Source organism: Flavobacterium sp., from assembly GCF_023151265.1.
GTDB lineage: Bacteria > Bacteroidota > Bacteroidia > Flavobacteriales > Flavobacteriaceae > Flavobacterium.
In genome coordinates this window covers 1-15422 of sequence record NZ_JAKLJH010000051.1, presented here as the reverse complement: position 1 = coordinate 15422, position 15422 = coordinate 1, and the positions used below count along the sequence as shown (strand labels likewise).

At 33.8% G+C, this 15422-nt stretch carries 13 protein-coding genes; 12 read left to right on the top strand and 1 reads right to left on the bottom strand.

From position 1 onward, the window contains the following. Positions 1 to 120 precede the first annotated feature (120 nt). The 6 genes from trpD (at position 121) to L6Q46_RS06435 (ending at position 5884) form a co-directional block, all read left to right on the top strand. Positions 121 to 1113, top strand: a complete 993-nt coding sequence (trpD, locus tag L6Q46_RS06460) for an anthranilate phosphoribosyltransferase (protein WP_291283623.1) — start codon at positions 121 to 123, stop codon at positions 1111 to 1113. Between the two features lie 2 nt (positions 1114 to 1115). Further along, positions 1116 to 1901 (top strand): indole-3-glycerol phosphate synthase TrpC, encoded by a 786-nt coding sequence (gene trpC, locus L6Q46_RS06455; protein ID WP_291283622.1) that lies wholly within the window; start codon positions 1116 to 1118, stop codon positions 1899 to 1901. 137 nt (positions 1902 to 2038) lie between these two features. Next, the gene (locus L6Q46_RS06450; RefSeq protein ID WP_291283621.1) at positions 2039 to 2674 is read left to right on the top strand and encodes a phosphoribosylanthranilate isomerase; all 636 of its coding nucleotides are present in this window, start codon (positions 2039 to 2041) and stop codon (positions 2672 to 2674) included. After that, positions 2664 to 3851, top strand: coding sequence for a tryptophan synthase subunit beta (trpB, locus tag L6Q46_RS06445; protein ID WP_291283620.1), 1188 nt, complete (start codon positions 2664 to 2666; stop codon positions 3849 to 3851). The genes L6Q46_RS06450 and trpB overlap by 11 nt, the downstream gene beginning before the upstream one ends. A gap of 156 nt (positions 3852 to 4007) precedes the next feature. Next, positions 4008 to 4778 (top strand): tryptophan synthase subunit alpha, encoded by a 771-nt coding sequence (gene trpA / locus L6Q46_RS06440; RefSeq protein WP_291283619.1) that lies wholly within the window; start codon positions 4008 to 4010, stop codon positions 4776 to 4778. A gap of 86 nt (positions 4779 to 4864) precedes the next feature. Then, on the top strand, positions 4865 to 5884 hold the full coding sequence (locus L6Q46_RS06435; RefSeq protein ID WP_291283618.1) for a M28 family metallopeptidase: 1020 nt from the start codon (positions 4865 to 4867) through the stop codon (positions 5882 to 5884). 69 nt (positions 5885 to 5953) lie between these two features. Here L6Q46_RS06435 and glyA read toward each other — a convergent pair whose 3' ends face one another. Then, positions 5954 to 7228, bottom strand: coding sequence for a serine hydroxymethyltransferase (gene glyA, locus L6Q46_RS06430; protein WP_264369077.1), 1275 nt, complete (start codon positions 7226 to 7228; stop codon positions 5954 to 5956). 112 nt (positions 7229 to 7340) lie between these two features. On the opposite strand from glyA, the gene fahA reads away from it, so the two are divergent. From fahA to L6Q46_RS06400, 6 genes are all read left to right on the top strand, one after another. Beyond that, the gene (gene fahA / locus L6Q46_RS06425; RefSeq protein WP_291283617.1) at positions 7341 to 8627 is read left to right on the top strand and encodes a fumarylacetoacetase; all 1287 of its coding nucleotides are present in this window, start codon (positions 7341 to 7343) and stop codon (positions 8625 to 8627) included. A gap of 169 nt (positions 8628 to 8796) precedes the next feature. Then, on the top strand, positions 8797 to 9978 hold the full coding sequence (locus tag L6Q46_RS06420) for a hypothetical protein (protein WP_291283616.1): 1182 nt from the start codon (positions 8797 to 8799) through the stop codon (positions 9976 to 9978). Positions 9979 to 10186: 208 nt separating this feature from the next. Continuing rightward, entirely contained in the window at positions 10187 to 12790 is a 2604-nt protein-coding gene (gene clpB, locus L6Q46_RS06415; RefSeq protein WP_291283615.1) for an ATP-dependent chaperone ClpB, read from the top strand. A gap of 150 nt (positions 12791 to 12940) precedes the next feature. Next, complete coding sequence (locus tag L6Q46_RS06410) at positions 12941 to 14185, top strand: MFS transporter (protein ID WP_291283614.1); 1245 nt, start codon at positions 12941 to 12943, stop codon at positions 14183 to 14185. Between the two features lie 40 nt (positions 14186 to 14225). Beyond that, positions 14226 to 14720 carry a DUF4199 domain-containing protein gene (locus L6Q46_RS06405; protein WP_291283613.1) on the top strand — a complete coding sequence of 165 codons (495 nt, stop codon included), beginning with the start codon at positions 14226 to 14228 and terminating at the stop codon, positions 14718 to 14720. 7 nt (positions 14721 to 14727) lie between these two features. Beyond that, on the top strand, positions 14728 to 15336 hold the full coding sequence (locus L6Q46_RS06400; RefSeq protein WP_111567549.1) for a DUF2238 domain-containing protein: 609 nt from the start codon (positions 14728 to 14730) through the stop codon (positions 15334 to 15336). Positions 15337 to 15422 lie beyond the last annotated feature (86 nt).

The window sequence follows — 15422 nt, the reverse complement described above, 5'->3', positions numbered from 1 at the left end:
ATCTTAGAAAATTGGCTTAGCCATTAATTAGCAACAACATATATGCTTAATTTATTGCTTCACTAACATAAAATCGGTGAAGTACAGCCCAACTTATGTCCAATTTTAAAAATCTAAAAGATGAAAAATATATTAAATCGATTAATCCAACACGAAATCCTGACTAAAGAAGAAGCTAAAGACGTTTTGGTAAACATTTCTTCGGGAAGTTATAATCCGAGCCAAATAGCTGCTTTTATGACGGTTTACATGATGCGAAGCATTACGATTGAAGAATTAGCGGGTTTCCGTGAAGCTTTGTTAGAATTGTGTATTCCCGTAGATTTTTCCGCTTACAATACGATTGATTTGTGCGGAACAGGTGGCGATGGTAAAGACACTTTCAATATTTCAACTTTAGCTTCTTTCATAGTAGCTGGAGCAGGAATTAAAGTCGCAAAACATGGAAATTATGGTGTTTCCTCTATTTCTGGTTCGAGTAATGTAATGGAAAAAATGGGTGTGAAATTCACTAATGATTCCGATTTCTTAACCAAATCTATTGAAGAAACGAACATTGCCATTTTACATGCACCACTCTTCCACCCTGCCATGAAAAATGTGGGACCGATTCGAAAAGAATTAGGCGTAAAAACGTTTTTTAATATGTTAGGACCCATGGTAAATCCATCGTTTCCAAAAAATCAAATGGTGGGCGTTTTTAGTTTGGAATTAGCTCGAATGTATGCGTATTTATACCAAAACACTGCTACCAACTACTCCATTTTACACGGATTAAGCGGTTTTGATGAAGTTTCCTTAACCGATGAAGTAAAAATTATTTCAAATTCTTCTGAACAAATTTTAAAACCATCCGATTTCAAATTACCTGAATGTAAACTTGAAACCATCAAAGGAGGAATAACCGTAGACGAATCTGCAAAAATATTCTTTGATGTTATTTCTGGAAAAGGAACTACGGCTCAAAACAATGTAGTTTGTGCTAATGCTGCCATCGCTATTCAAACAGTTGAAAAATCGAATTATGAGGAAGCTTTATCCAAAGCGCAAGAAAGTTTAGCCAGCAGAAAAGCATTGGAAAAATTAAAAAAATTAATCGCAATAAGTAATTAATCATGAACATCTTAGATAAAATCATCATCGACAAAAAACGTGAAGTCGAATTAAAGAAAAACATTATTCCTGTTTCACAACTAGAAACTTCTGTTTTATTCAACTCACGAACCTATTCATTAAGTAAATTATTGAAAAATAGTGGTTCAGGAATTATTGCAGAGCACAAGCGTCGTTCACCTTCTAAATCTATTATCAATAATAATCATTCGGTAGAAGATGTGGTTTTAGGCTATCAAAATGCAGGAGTTTGCGGAATTTCAGTTTTGACGGATACTAAATATTTTGGTGGGAGTTTGGATGATTTGTTATTAGCAAAAGCTTCAGTTAATATTCCTTTGTTACGAAAAGAATTCATTGTTGAAGAATATCAAATCCTAGAAGCTAAAGCGCATGGTGCAGATGTAATACTATTAATTGCAGCTGTTTTGACTCGAGAAGAAATCAAGCAACTTTCTGTATTTGCTCAAAGTCTGGGATTGGAAGTATTGTTGGAAGTTCACAATTTAGAAGAATTAGAAAAATCGATTATGCCAAGTTTAGATATGATTGGCGTGAACAATCGCAATTTAAAAACCTTTGAAGTGAGTTTAGATTACAGCAAAGAATTAGCATCTAAAATTCCAACCGAATTTGTAAAAGTATCTGAAAGTGGGATTAGCTCAATTGAAGCAGTGAAAGAATTACAACAATTTGGTTATCAAGGATTTTTAATGGGAGAACATTTCATGAAAACCGAAAATCCTGGTTTGGAAGCCAAAAGTTTTATAACCAACTTAATTATTTGATATGAACCACATAGAAACATAGAATAAAAATGTAAGAGGAATTCTCAGTAATCATAGAACTATGAAAACCTATAAATTGAAACGCCTAAACAAAACACAACAAAAACTATGTTTCTATGTGGTTAAAATAAAAGAATATGAAAAACATAAAACTAAAAATTTGCGGCATGAAAGATTCAGAAAACATAACGGAAATTTCGGCTTTACAACCTGATTATCTTGGTTTTATCTTTTGGGAAAAATCAAAACGAAATATGACTTTAGATGCTATTCCTGAACTACCTGAAAATATAAAAAAAGTAGGAGTCTTTGTAGATGTCTCCATACAAGAAATTGCTGCAAAAATTAATCAATACCAATTAGACATCATTCAATTACATGGAAATGAGTCGGTTATTTTTTGTAAAAATGTGAAAAAACTCGGTGTTGAAGTCATTAAAGTTTTTTCTATGGATTCAACTTTCAATTTTTCTATGATTAAAGAATATGTATTTGCTGTCGATTATTTTCTTTTTGATACCAAAGGAAAATTACCTGGTGGAAACGGCATTACTTTCGATTGGAATGTTTTGGAAAACTATCACTTTAATATTCCATACTTTTTAAGTGGTGGAATTGGAACTACAGAAATTGACGGATTAAAAGAATTTCTAAAATCACCTGCTGCAAAAAAATGCTACGCAATTGATGTGAACAGTCGTTTCGAAAAAAAACCAGGCATAAAAAATAAAATCAAACTACAAAAATTTAAAAAATTGCTATATGAAAACTAAGTATAATGTTGACGAAAATGGATTTTACGGCCAATTTGGAGGTGCTTTTATTCCCGAAATGTTGTATCCAAATGTTGAAGAATTGAAGGAAAGTTATCTAAAAATTATGGCGGAACCTTCTTTTCAAGAAGAGTTTAACGACTTATTACAACAATTTGTGGGTCGCCCAACGCCTTTGTATTTTGCCAAACGATTATCCGAAAAATACAACACTAAAATCTACTTGAAGCGAGAAGATTTATGTCACACCGGAGCGCACAAAATCAACAACACCATCGGTCAAATTTTAGTAGCCAAACGTTTAGGTAAAACCCGAATTATTGCCGAAACTGGTGCAGGTCAACATGGTGTGGCAACAGCAACGGTTTGCGCTTTGATGGGATTGGAATGCATTGTTTATATGGGTGAAGTCGATATTAAAAGACAAGCACCAAATGTAGCTCGAATGAAAATGTTGGGAGCAGAAGTTCGTCCTGCAACATCGGGTTCGAAAACTTTGAAAGATGCTACTAATGAAGCGATTCGCGATTGGATTAACAATCCGATTGACACGTTTTACATTATTGGTTCAGTAGTCGGACCACATCCTTATCCAGATATGGTAGCGCGATTTCAAAGTGTTATTTCCAAAGAAATTAAATCCCAACTTCTAACTCAAGAAGGCAAAGAAAATCCAGATTATGTAATTGCTTGTGTGGGTGGCGGAAGCAATGCTGCAGGAGCTTTTTACGAATTTTTAGACGAAGAATCGGTGAAATTAATTGCTGTGGAAGCGGCTGGACATGGTGTAGATTCTGGTGAAAGTGCTGCGACTTCTGTATTGGGAAAAATTGGAATCATTCACGGGAGTAAAACCTTATTAATGCAAACCGAAGACGGACAAATCACAGAGCCCTATTCTATTTCAGCAGGATTGGATTATCCTGGAGTTGGTCCACTTCACGCACATTTACACGATACCAAAAGAGCAGAATTCATCGCAATACCAGATTACGAAGCCATGCAATCTGGATTAGATGTATCAAAAACAGAAGGAATTATTCCAGCGATTGAAACGGCTCATGCTTTTTCGGTCTTGAATAAAAAGCAATTTCAACCAAATGATATTGTTGTTATCAACTTATCTGGAAGAGGCGATAAAGATTTGAATACTTATATAGACTATTTCAAATTTTAAAACTTAAATGAACTAAACACAAATTTCACAAATTAGCACAAATTTAAAATCGCAAAAACTAAAACTTATGTGACTTATATGTTTAATAAAATCATTGCGCACTTTGCGAAAAACTTTGCTCCCGAAACTTCGGGATTTGCGTTAAAACAAAAAATTATGAACAGAATCAACCAAAAATTACAAGAAGATAGAAAACTGCTTTCCATTTATTTCACAGCAGGATTTCCGCAACTAAACGACACCGTTTCCATCATTCAAGAATTGGAAAAAAATGGTGTAGATATGATTGAAATTGGGTTACCTTTTTCTGATCCATTAGCCGATGGGCCAACCATTCAAGAAAGTTCAACTATTGCGATTGAAAACGGCATGACGACTTCGATCCTATTCGAACAATTGAAAGACATTAGAAAAAACGTTCAAATTCCTTTAATTATAATGGGGTATTTCAATCCGATGATGCAATTTGGAATAGAGAAATTTTGTCAAAAGTGTGCAGAAGTTGGGATTGATGGTTTAATTATTCCTGATTTACCGCTATTCGTTTACGAAACTGAATACAAATCGATTTTCGAAAAATACCATTTGAAAAACATCTTTTTGATTTCGCCACAAACTTCGGAAGAACGAATCCAACAAATCGATGCAATTTCCGATAGTTTTATTTATATGGTGAGTTCGGCTGCGGTTACGGGAAGTCAATCAGGATTTGGTTCAGAGCAAATGGATTATTTCAAACGTATTTCAAATTTAAACTTGAAAAATCCTCAAATTGTTGGTTTTGGAATTAAAGATGAAGAAACGTTTCAACAAGCTAAGAAATATCAAAAAGGAGGAATTATCGGAAGTGCTTTTATCAACTTTTTGAAGGAAAATCCGATTAAAAACACATATTCATTTATTAATACTTTCATTAAAAAATGTTAAAATATTGAAATGACCGTAATAAAAAATTGACTTTAGCTACTAACTCTTTATATTTGTTTTAATACTTAAAAAACCAAACAAAAACTATGAAGAAAATATTGTTTTCAGGTGCTGTTTTATCTTTGATTTTGATGAGTTGTTCGTCAACAAAGGTCGCTACAAAAGCAGATCTTGGCACTTACATTAACACAATTACGGCTCCCGAGTTAAGTAAACACTTGTATATTGTTGCTGGTGATGAAATGCAAGGTAGAAACACTGGAGAAGAAGGACAAAAGAAAGCTGGAAAATACTTAATTGAAGAGTATAAAAAAATGGGGATTTCTTACCCAGAAACGGCTTCAGATTGGTATCAAAAAGTACCTTCTGAATTTATGAAAAGAGGATTTGCTCCAAAATTAAATGATTCTGAAAACATTTGGGCGTTCATTAAAGGTTCGGAAAAACCAGAAGAAATTATTGTGATTTCAGCACATTACGATCACGTTGGAATGAAAAATGGTGAAATTTACAACGGTGCAGACGATGACGGTTCTGGAACTGTTGCTTTATTAGAAATTGCACAAGCCTTCAAAGAAGCTCAGAAAAAAGGGCATGGACCAAAACGTTCTATCTTATTCTTACACGTAACTGGAGAAGAACATGGTTTACATGGTTCTAGATTTTATTCAGAAAATCCGTTATATCCATTAGCAAATACTGTTGCTGACATTAATATTGATATGATTGGAAGACGTGATACTTTACATCCAAATACCAATAATTATGTTTACGTAATTGGTTCTGATAGATTAAGTAGTGAATTACATACGATCAATGAAGAAGTAAATGCGAAATATACCAAATTAGATTTTGATTATAAATACAACGACAGAAACGATCCTGAAAGAATTTACTATCGTTCTGACCATTATAACTTTGCTAAAAAAGGAATTCCTTCAATTTTCTTCTTTAACGGAGTTCATGCAGATTACCATTTACCAAGTGATACTCCCGACAAAATTGAATATGATGCGTTAGCTAAACGTGCTCAATTAGCTTTTGGTTTGGCTTGGGAATTAGCAAATCGCCCTGAAAGAATAAAAGTAGATAGAGACGGAAAATAAATCCGAACTTCATAAAAATAAAAAACTCCTGATTATCTCAGGAGTTTTTTATTTGGATAATGCTTGAAATTAAAATACAAACATTGCTCTTTCGCTCATTAAATCATTTACTTCTTCGGCAACTTGCTCTAAAACTGCTTCATCTGTATGATTCATTAATACTTTATCGATTAAAGCTACAACCGTTTCCATATCTTCTTCTACCAATCCACGAGTTGTGATGGCTGGAGTTCCCACACGGATTCCTGAAGTAACAAATGGTGATTTATCATCAAATGGCACCATGTTTTTATTTACAGTAATTTCAGCTTTTACTAATGCGTTTTCCGCATCTTTACCTGAAATTCCTTTATTTCTTAAATCGATTAACATCATGTGATTATCTGTACCACCTGAAATTAATTTGTAACCTCTTTTATTAAACGCTTCTGCCATTGCTTGTGCATTTTTCTTTACTTGCATCGCATAACGGAAAAATTCGTCTGTTAAACATTCACCAAACGCTACCGCTTTAGCCGCAATAATATGCATCAAAGGTCCACCTTGATTTCCTGGGAAAACCGACATATCTAAAACATGAGACATCATTCTGATTTCTCCTTTTGGAGTAGTTAATCCCCAAGGATTTTCGAAATCTTTCCCCATCATAATCATTCCTCCTCTTGGACCACGTAAAGTCTTATGAGTAGTTGTAGTTACAATATGACAATGTGGAATTGGATCATTCAATAAACCTTTAGCAATTAATCCAGCTGGGTGTGAAATATCTGCTAACAACAAAGCACCAACGCTGTCAGCAATCTCTCTGAAACGTTTAAAATCCATATCACGAGAATAAGCCGAAGCTCCTGCAATAATCATTTTTGGTTTGTTAGCAGTTGCAATTTCTTGGATTTTATCATAGTTTAAAACACCTGTCTCCTCTTCTACTCCATAAAACACAGGATTGTATAATTTCCCTGAAAAGTTAACTGGAGAACCGTGTGTTAAGTGACCACCATGCGATAAATCAAATCCTAAAATAGTATCACCTGGTTTCAAACAAGCTGCAAAAACGGCTGTATTCGCCTGAGAACCTGAGTGAGGTTGTACGTTAACATATTCAGCACCAAACAAAGCTTTTGCTCTGTCAATTGCAATTTGTTCTACAATATCTACTACTTCACATCCTCCGTAATATCTTTTACCAGGATATCCTTCAGCGTATTTGTTGGTTAAACATGAACCTGCCGCTTCCATCACTTGGTCGCTAACAAAGTTTTCAGAAGCAATTAATTCAATTCCGTGAATTTGTCTGTCTTGTTCATCAAGAATTAGGTCAAAAATTTGTTCGTCGCGTTGCATTGCAATAAATATTCGTTAAAATTAGGTCAAAATTACGAAAAAGGTTTGTTACATTGATAGATAATTTTATATTTGATTCATAATTTTTCAACAACAAACTAACAATACAATTATGCCAAATATAGCAAACGACCCCCTAAGAAAATCTTGGATAAATGTTCCCGAAAATAGTGATTTTCCTATCCAAAATATTCCGTTTGGTGTTTTTATTACAAAAGAAGATGTTATCACCATAGGAACCCGAATTGGAAACTGCGCTATCGACATGGGTGCTTTACAACAATTAGGGTATTTTGAAGGTATTGAACTTACTGATGATATGTTCATGCAAGACACACTAAACGATTTTATTTCTGATGGAAGAAAAACATGGCGTTTAGTAAGAAATAGATTAGCTGAAATCTTTGATGAAAACAATCCTCTTTTAAGAGACAATAAAGACCATAGAGAAGTTGTAATCTTTAAAGTGGAAGATATTGAAATGCTTTTACCAGTTCAAATTGGAGATTATACCGATTTCTACAGTTCTAAAGAACATGCTACAAACGTAGGAAAAATGTTCCGTGACCCAGAAAATGCATTGTTACCAAACTGGTTACATATTCCTGTGGGTTATCACGGAAGAAGTTCAACAATTGTGCCATCTGGAATTCCAGTTCACAGACCTTACGGACAAACGTTACCAAACGGAGAAACCACTCCTGTTTTTGGACCATCAAGATTAGTGGATTTTGAATTGGAAACTGCTTTTATTACTACTGATGCGAATTTAATGGGAGAACCAATTCCTGTTGAAGAAGCAGAAGAACACATCTTCGGAATGGTATTATTTAACGATTGGAGCGCACGTGATATCCAAAAATGGGAATATGTACCACTTGGACCATTCTTAGCGAAAAACTTTGCCTCATCAATTTCACCTTGGATTGTAACAATGGATGCTTTAGAACCTTTTAGAACAAAAGGACCTGAGCAATCACCAGAACCACTACCTTATTTAAAACAAAAAGGAGAAAAAGCATTTGATATTAATTTAGAAGTTGCCATTCAGCCTGAAAATGCAGAAGAAACTGTTGTTTCTCGTTCTAACTTTAAATATATGTATTGGTCAATGGCACAACAATTGGCGCATCATACGATTAATGGTTGTAGAGTAAACTCAGGCGATATGATGGGAAGTGGAACCATTTCTGGACCAACAGAAGATTCGTTCGGTTCGATGTTAGAATTGAGTTGGGGCGGACAAAAACCGTTAAAAATGAACGATGGTTCAGAACGTAAATTCATCAACGATAACGATACCGTAATTATTAGAGGATTTTGCCAAAAAGATAACTTACGAATTGGTTTTGGTGAAGTTTCAAGTAAATTGTTACCAGCAGTGGAATTGAAATTCTAAAATTTATATCTATCATATTTAAAACTCCGAAATCGTCTTTCGGAGTTTTATTTTTTAGCCCTGATGGAAGTGGCATCCTTTTTGTTTTTTCTTTAAAAACAAAAAGATAGAACGTACAGCAGGAAATAGCTCCAAAAAAATTTTATCTTTGACAAAATATTTGATTTTTATGAAAAAAATTACCCTATTATTTTTATCGCTAGTTATCTTTTCATGCGGAGTAAAGCAAACGCAATCTATGTTAAGTAATGGTGACTATGATGGCGCTATCATTAATGCAGTTGATGCTTTAAGAACCAACAAAAACTCAAAAGGTAAACAAGATTATGTTTATTTATTAGAAGAAGCTTTTGCCAAAGCGAAACAACGTGATTTAGAATCTTTAAACTTGTTAATCAAAGAAAATAATCCGGCTAACTACGAAAGAATATTTAATCTTTATAATCAATTACACAATCGTCAAGAACGAATTAAACCACTTTTACCGCTTCAATTGCTGAAAGAAGGTCGAAATGCTATTTTTCCGATGGATGATTATTCAGATGAATTAATTAGTAGTAAAAATAATCTTTCGGGATTTTTATATGGTAATGCTAAAAAACTATTGGCTTCTAAAAACAAAATGGATTTTAGACAAGCTTTTGATGATTTAGCGTATTTAGATAAATTAAATCCAGGTTATAAAGACGTTCGTACTTTAATGGATGAAGCGCAATTTAAAGGAACTGATTTTGTTCATGTGTATACAAAAAACGAAACCAATATGGTAATTCCAGCTCGTTTACAAGACGATTTGTTGGATTTTAGCACCTATGGAATTAACGATAAATGGACCGTTTATCACAACAATAAACAGAAAAATATCAATTACGATTTTGGTATGATTGTTAATTTCAGACAAATCAACATCTCTCCAGAACAAGTAAAAGAAAAGCAGTTCATCAAAGAAAAGCAAATCAAAGATGGTGTAAAAAATCTTGTTGATGCAAATGGAAATGTAGTAAAAGATAGTTTAGGAAATCCAATTAAAGTGGATAACATGAAAACTATTACGGTTAGCATTTACGAATTTACGCAATTCAAATCGTGTCAAGTAACCGCTAAAGTAGATTATATTGATTTCAGAACAAACCAATTAATTGATGCTTTCCCAGTAACGAGCGAATTTATTTTTGATTATATCTACGCCAACTATAATGGTGACAAACGCGCTTGTGAAGAATCCTATTATCAATATTTTGATCGAAGAGCTGTTCCGTTTCCAAGTAACGAACAAATGGTATATGACACCGGTGAAGATTTAAAAGCCAAACTAAAAGGAATTATTACCAATAATAAGTTTAGAAGGTAAGTTTTATAACTTAATTAACAGAAGACAGTATGTAACGATACTGTCTTTTTTTGTACCTTTATATGTCTTTTCAAATCAAAAATACGTCATTTTGACATTAAAATTAAACAAAAATGCTAAAAAAAGACATTTTGTCATTTTTTAAACATTGGAACATATATTGAATAATCCCTATCAAACAACTCACTAAAAAGGATTAATTAAGAATATGAATATCAACAAATTTACAATCAAATCGCAAGAAGCTTTGCAACAAGCACAGCAAATTGCACAAAGTTTTGGGCATCAACAGCTTGAAAACGAACATATATTCAAAGGAATTTTAGAAGTAGACGAAAACGTTACACCTTTCATTTTGAAAAAATTGAATGTTAACGTAGAGCTTTTTAAAAAAGTATTAGACAGTACGATTCAGAGTTTTCCAAAAGTTTCAGGTAGCGATTTAATGTTTTCAAGAAGTGCATCTTCAACACTTACCGAAGCCGAAATTATCGCTAAAAAAATGAACGATGAATACGTTTCTATCGAGCATTTGATATTGGCTATTTTCAAATCAAAAAGTAAAGTTTCTCAAATTTTAAAAGACCAAAGCGTTACCGAAAAAGGTTTAGAAGCAGCAATTGCCGAAATTAGAAAAGGTGAACGAGTAACATCTGCATCTGCAGAAGAAACTTATAATTCGCTAAACAAATACGCTAAAAATCTAAATGATTTAGCAAGAAATGGTAAGTTAGACCCCGTAATTGGTCGAGATGAAGAAATTCGTAGAGTGTTACAAATCCTAACTCGAAGAACCAAAAACAATCCAATGTTAATTGGAGAACCAGGTGTTGGTAAAACAGCTATTGCCGAAGGTTTGGCTCACCGAATTGTAGATGGAGACGTTCCAGAAAATCTAAAAGATAAAATCGTTTATTCTTTAGATATGGGTGCATTAATTGCTGGAGCCAAGTATAAAGGAGAATTTGAAGAACGATTAAAAGCTGTTGTAAAAGAAGTAACTTCAGCAGAAGGTGACATCGTACTTTTCATTGACGAAATTCACACCTTAGTGGGTGCTGGTGGTGGTGAAGGCGCTATGGATGCAGCTAATATCTTAAAACCCGCTTTAGCTCGTGGTGAATTACGTGCGATTGGTGCAACAACTCTAGACGAATACCAAAAATATTTCGAAAAAGACAAAGCGTTAGAAAGACGTTTTCAAAAAGTAAATATCGACGAACCTGATACTGAAAGCGCGATTTCGATTTTACGTGGTATCAAAGAAAAATATGAAACGCATCACAAAGTGCGTATCAAAGACGACGCTATTATAGCTGCGGTTGAATTATCACAACGTTATATTACCAATCGTTTTCTACCAGATAAAGCTATCGACTTGATGGACGAAGCGGCTTCAAAATTGCGAATGGAAATCAATTCAAAACCAGAAGAATTAGATGTTTTGGATAGAAAAATTATGCAGTTGGAAATCGAAATTGAAGCCATTAAACGTGAGAACGATGAAACTAAGTTAAAAGTTCTTGGTTTAGATTTAGCGAATTTAAAAGAAGAGCGTAACGAAATTTTCACCAAATGGAAATCAGAGAAAGATGTTGTAGATAATATTCAAGCGGTAAAATTAGAAATTGAAGATTTCAAATTAGAAGCCGAACAAGCTGAAAGAAATGGCGATTACGGAAAAGTAGCCGAAATCCGTTACGGAAAAATAAAAGAAGCACAAGAACGATTAGATGCTTTACAAACACAATTAGCAGAAAATCAAGCTGGTACTTCTTTAATCAAAGAAGAAGTAACACACGATGATATTGCTGAAGTGGTAGCCAAATGGACCGGAATTCCAGTAACTAAAATGCTTCAAAGTGAAAGAGAAAAGCTACTTAAATTAGAAGATGAATTACATCGAAGAGTAGTTGGGCAAGAAGAAGCAATTGAAGCAATAAGTGATGCCGTTAGAAGAAGTCGCGCTGGTTTACAAGATGCAAAAAAACCAATTGGTTCGTTCTTATTCTTAGGAACAACTGGTGTTGGTAAAACCGAATTAGCAAAAGCATTAGCCGAATATCTATTCGATGATGAAAATGCGATGACCCGAATTGATATGAGCGAATATCAAGAACGTCATTCGGTTAGTAGATTGGTTGGTGCGCCTCCAGGATATGTAGGGTATGACGAAGGCGGACAATTGACTGAAGCAGTAAGAAGAAAACCGTATTCAGTAGTATTGCTAGACGAAATTGAAAAAGCACATCCGGATACGTTTAATATTTTATTACAAGTCTTAGACGAAGGACGATTGACGGATAACAAAGGTCGTGTTGCGGATTTCAAAAACACCATTATCATCATGACTTCGAATATGGGAAGCCATATCATTCAAGAGAAATTCGATAATTTAAAAGGTGGAATTGAAGCGGCAACCGAAGCGGCAAAAACAGAAGTTCTTGGGTTATTAAAACAAACCGTTCGACCTGAGTTCATTAACCGTATCGATGAAATTGTAATGTTCACACCGTTAACCGATAAAAACATTAAAGAAATTGTAGGATTACAATTGAAAAGTGTGATTAAAATGTTGGCACAACAACACATTACAATGGATGCCACTCCAGAAGCAGTAGCCTATTTAGCAGAAAAAGGATATGATCCGCAATTTGGAGCAAGACCTGTAAAACGTGTTATTCAACGTGAAGTGTTGAACCAACTTTCAAAAGAAATATTAGCTGGAAAAGTAACTACTGACAGCATTATTCTTTTAGATAGTTTTGATGGACAATTAGTCTTTAGAAATCAAAGTGAGTTGGTTAAATAAAATCAATTCATAAAATATACCCACAATCCATGGGTTCATAATGGGTTAAGTTTGTTTTAGTTTGGGAAACACCGGTTCAATTTTGAATCGGTGTTTCTTTTTTTATCTGATAACCAAATATTTTTCTATTTTTGAAACAAATCAAAGCCAATGGAAAACTTTACCACCAAAGAAAAACTAAAACATTTATTATCATTTCCCGTAATTGTAGCAGCTCTAGGTTACTTTGTGGATATTTACGATTTATTACTTTTTGGAATTGTTCGTATTCCCAGCTTAAAAGACATGAATTTAGATGTGGATACGGCTGGAACCATGATTCTTAATTTTCAAATGGTTGGGTTATTATTAGGTGGAATTCTTTGGGGTGTTTTAGGAGATAAAAAAGGAAGACTTTCGGTTTTGTTTGGTTCTATTTTAGTGTATTCATTAGCGAATATTGCTTGTGGCTTTTTACCTCATTTTCCTGTTGAAGATAAAACGATGTTATACGCATGGCTACGATTCATTGCCGGAATTGGTTTAGCTGGAGAATTAGGAGCTGGAATTACTTTAGTGTCTGAATCGCTACCTAAACAATTACGCGCAATTGGAACTTCTATTGTGGCTGGTTTTGGACTTCTTGGAGCTGTAGTAGCTCAGTTAACAGTAGAATTAGCAGGCGATTGGACGATTGCTTACTACATTGGTGGTGCTTTAGGATTAATGCTTTTAGTGTTGCGAATTAGTGTAGCGGAATCAGGTATTTACAATGACATCAAACACGATAGTAGTGTCAAAAAAGGGAATTTCTTTTCGTTTTTCACCAATTGGAATCGTTTTATTAAATACATAAAATGCATTGCCATTGGCTTACCCACTTGGTTTTGTATCGGAATTTTAGCGGTGATGGCGAATCAATTCGCTGTAGTTATGGGAATTGAAAATATTCAACCTGGAAAAGCTATTATGTGGGCGTATGTTGGAATTTCTATTGGAGATTTTGCAAGTGGTTTTATTTCACATTGGTTACATTCTCGAAAAAAAGCCATTGTTTACATGATGTTATTTACCATTATCGGTGTAGTTTTAATGCTTTATGGAGGAACTAAAACCGAAAACATGTATTACTTTTATTGTGCTTGGCTTGGTTTAGGAACTGGTTATTGGGCCATGTTTGTAACCGTTGGAGCAGAACAATTTGGAACTAATATTAGAAGTACCGCAACCACCACCATTCCGAATATGGTTAGAGGATTAGTTCCCGTTATGTTATTAGCTTTTGACGGACTAAAAGTTAATAATGGAGTAATTACTGCTGCGGCTATCGTTGGTGTTTTTGCTTTTGCATTAGGTATCTACTCTACCCTAACTATTTCAGAAACTCATAATAAAGATTTAGATTTCATAGAATAATTTCATTAAATTTGATTAACTAACTAAAAAACTAATCATCATGAACAACATTATTTTAAAAAATGGATTACTTGGAAGTAGTATTGTTTCGGCATTGCTAATATCAATAACTATGTACATGAAGTCAAATCCTGAAAAAGAAGTAAGCATGATGGTTGGATTTGCTGGAATGCTTTTGGCTTTTTTCTTTGTAGTTAAAGGAATTAAACAACAAAGAGATGTAAATAACGGATTCATTTCATTTGGTAAAGCTTTTTTAACAGGCTTCTGGATTACTTTAATTATTTCAACCTTTTATGTTTTAGTTTGGTTGGTGATTTTGTATAACTTCTTCCCAAATTTTGCAGAACATTATACAGATATGGCTATTGCAAAAGCAAGTCCGGATGAAGTTGCAAAAGTAACCGAAGAAATGAATTCCTTTAAAGAAATGTACAAAAATCCAATTTGGGTAATCTTATTTACATACATGGAAATTTTGCCATTGGGAATTGTTTTTTCATTAGTAAGTGCTTTAATTTTAAAGAAAAAGTAAATTTACAATGAAACAACCACAAATCTTTATTCCGTTATTTTTCATCGGATTAATTCTTTCAGGAATCAATCCAAAGGAATATTTCACTTGGTTTTTAGAAGTTTCTCCAGCAATTATTGGTTTATTAATTTTGGTTTTTACCTATAAAAAATTTCAATTTACCAATTTTACGTATTTCTTTATTCTCATTCATTGTTACATCTTATTCCTTGGCGGACACTATACCTACGCTGAAGTTCCACCTTTTGAATGGATAAAAGAAACGTTTAATCAAACTCGAAACAACTACGATAAAGTTGGGCATTTTGCTCAGGGCTTTGTTCCTGCTATGATTGTGCGAGAATTATTCATTCGCAAAAATGTTATTTCAAATAAAAGTTTCTTCAATTTCATCATTGTTGCTGTTTGTTTAGCGATAAGCGCCGCTTACGAATGGTTAGAATGGGGTGTTTCTTTGTGTACTGGGGAAGGCGGTGATGCATTTTTAGGAACACAAGGCTATGTTTGGGATACACAATCAGACATGTTATATGCAACAATTGGTGCCATTTGTATGCTGATTTTCTTTAGTAAAAAACATGACAAGGCTATTCAAGAGCAATTTCAAACTCAATAAAAAATACAAACTATAAAAATGTTACAACTCAACTTCTCTCCTTTTCCAATACTAGAATCTGAACGTTTACGTTTTAGAAAATTAAC

Excerpts from the sequence above, each read along its gene's own strand:
- trpD (WP_291283623.1), top strand. The coding sequence starts at position 121 with ATGAAAAATATATTAAATCGATTAATCCAACACGAAATCCTGACTAAA.
- trpC (WP_291283622.1), top strand. The coding sequence starts at position 1,116 with ATGAACATCTTAGATAAAATCATCATCGACAAAAAACGTGAAGTCGAA.
- L6Q46_RS06450 (WP_291283621.1), top strand. The coding sequence starts at position 2,039 with ATGAAAAACATAAAACTAAAAATTTGCGGCATGAAAGATTCAGAAAAC.
- trpB (WP_291283620.1), top strand. The coding sequence starts at position 2,664 with ATGAAAACTAAGTATAATGTTGACGAAAATGGATTTTACGGCCAATTT.
- trpA (WP_291283619.1), top strand. The coding sequence starts at position 4,008 with ATGAACAGAATCAACCAAAAATTACAAGAAGATAGAAAACTGCTTTCC.
- L6Q46_RS06435 (WP_291283618.1), top strand. The coding sequence starts at position 4,865 with ATGAAGAAAATATTGTTTTCAGGTGCTGTTTTATCTTTGATTTTGATG.
- glyA (WP_264369077.1), bottom strand. The coding sequence starts at position 7,228 with ATGCAACGCGACGAACAAATTTTTGACCTAATTCTTGATGAACAAGAC.
- fahA (WP_291283617.1), top strand. The coding sequence starts at position 7,341 with ATGCCAAATATAGCAAACGACCCCCTAAGAAAATCTTGGATAAATGTT.
- L6Q46_RS06420 (WP_291283616.1), top strand. The coding sequence starts at position 8,797 with ATGAAAAAAATTACCCTATTATTTTTATCGCTAGTTATCTTTTCATGC.
- clpB (WP_291283615.1), top strand. The coding sequence starts at position 10,187 with ATGAATATCAACAAATTTACAATCAAATCGCAAGAAGCTTTGCAACAA.
- L6Q46_RS06410 (WP_291283614.1), top strand. The coding sequence starts at position 12,941 with ATGGAAAACTTTACCACCAAAGAAAAACTAAAACATTTATTATCATTT.
- L6Q46_RS06405 (WP_291283613.1), top strand. The coding sequence starts at position 14,226 with ATGAACAACATTATTTTAAAAAATGGATTACTTGGAAGTAGTATTGTT.
- L6Q46_RS06400 (WP_111567549.1), top strand. The coding sequence starts at position 14,728 with ATGAAACAACCACAAATCTTTATTCCGTTATTTTTCATCGGATTAATT.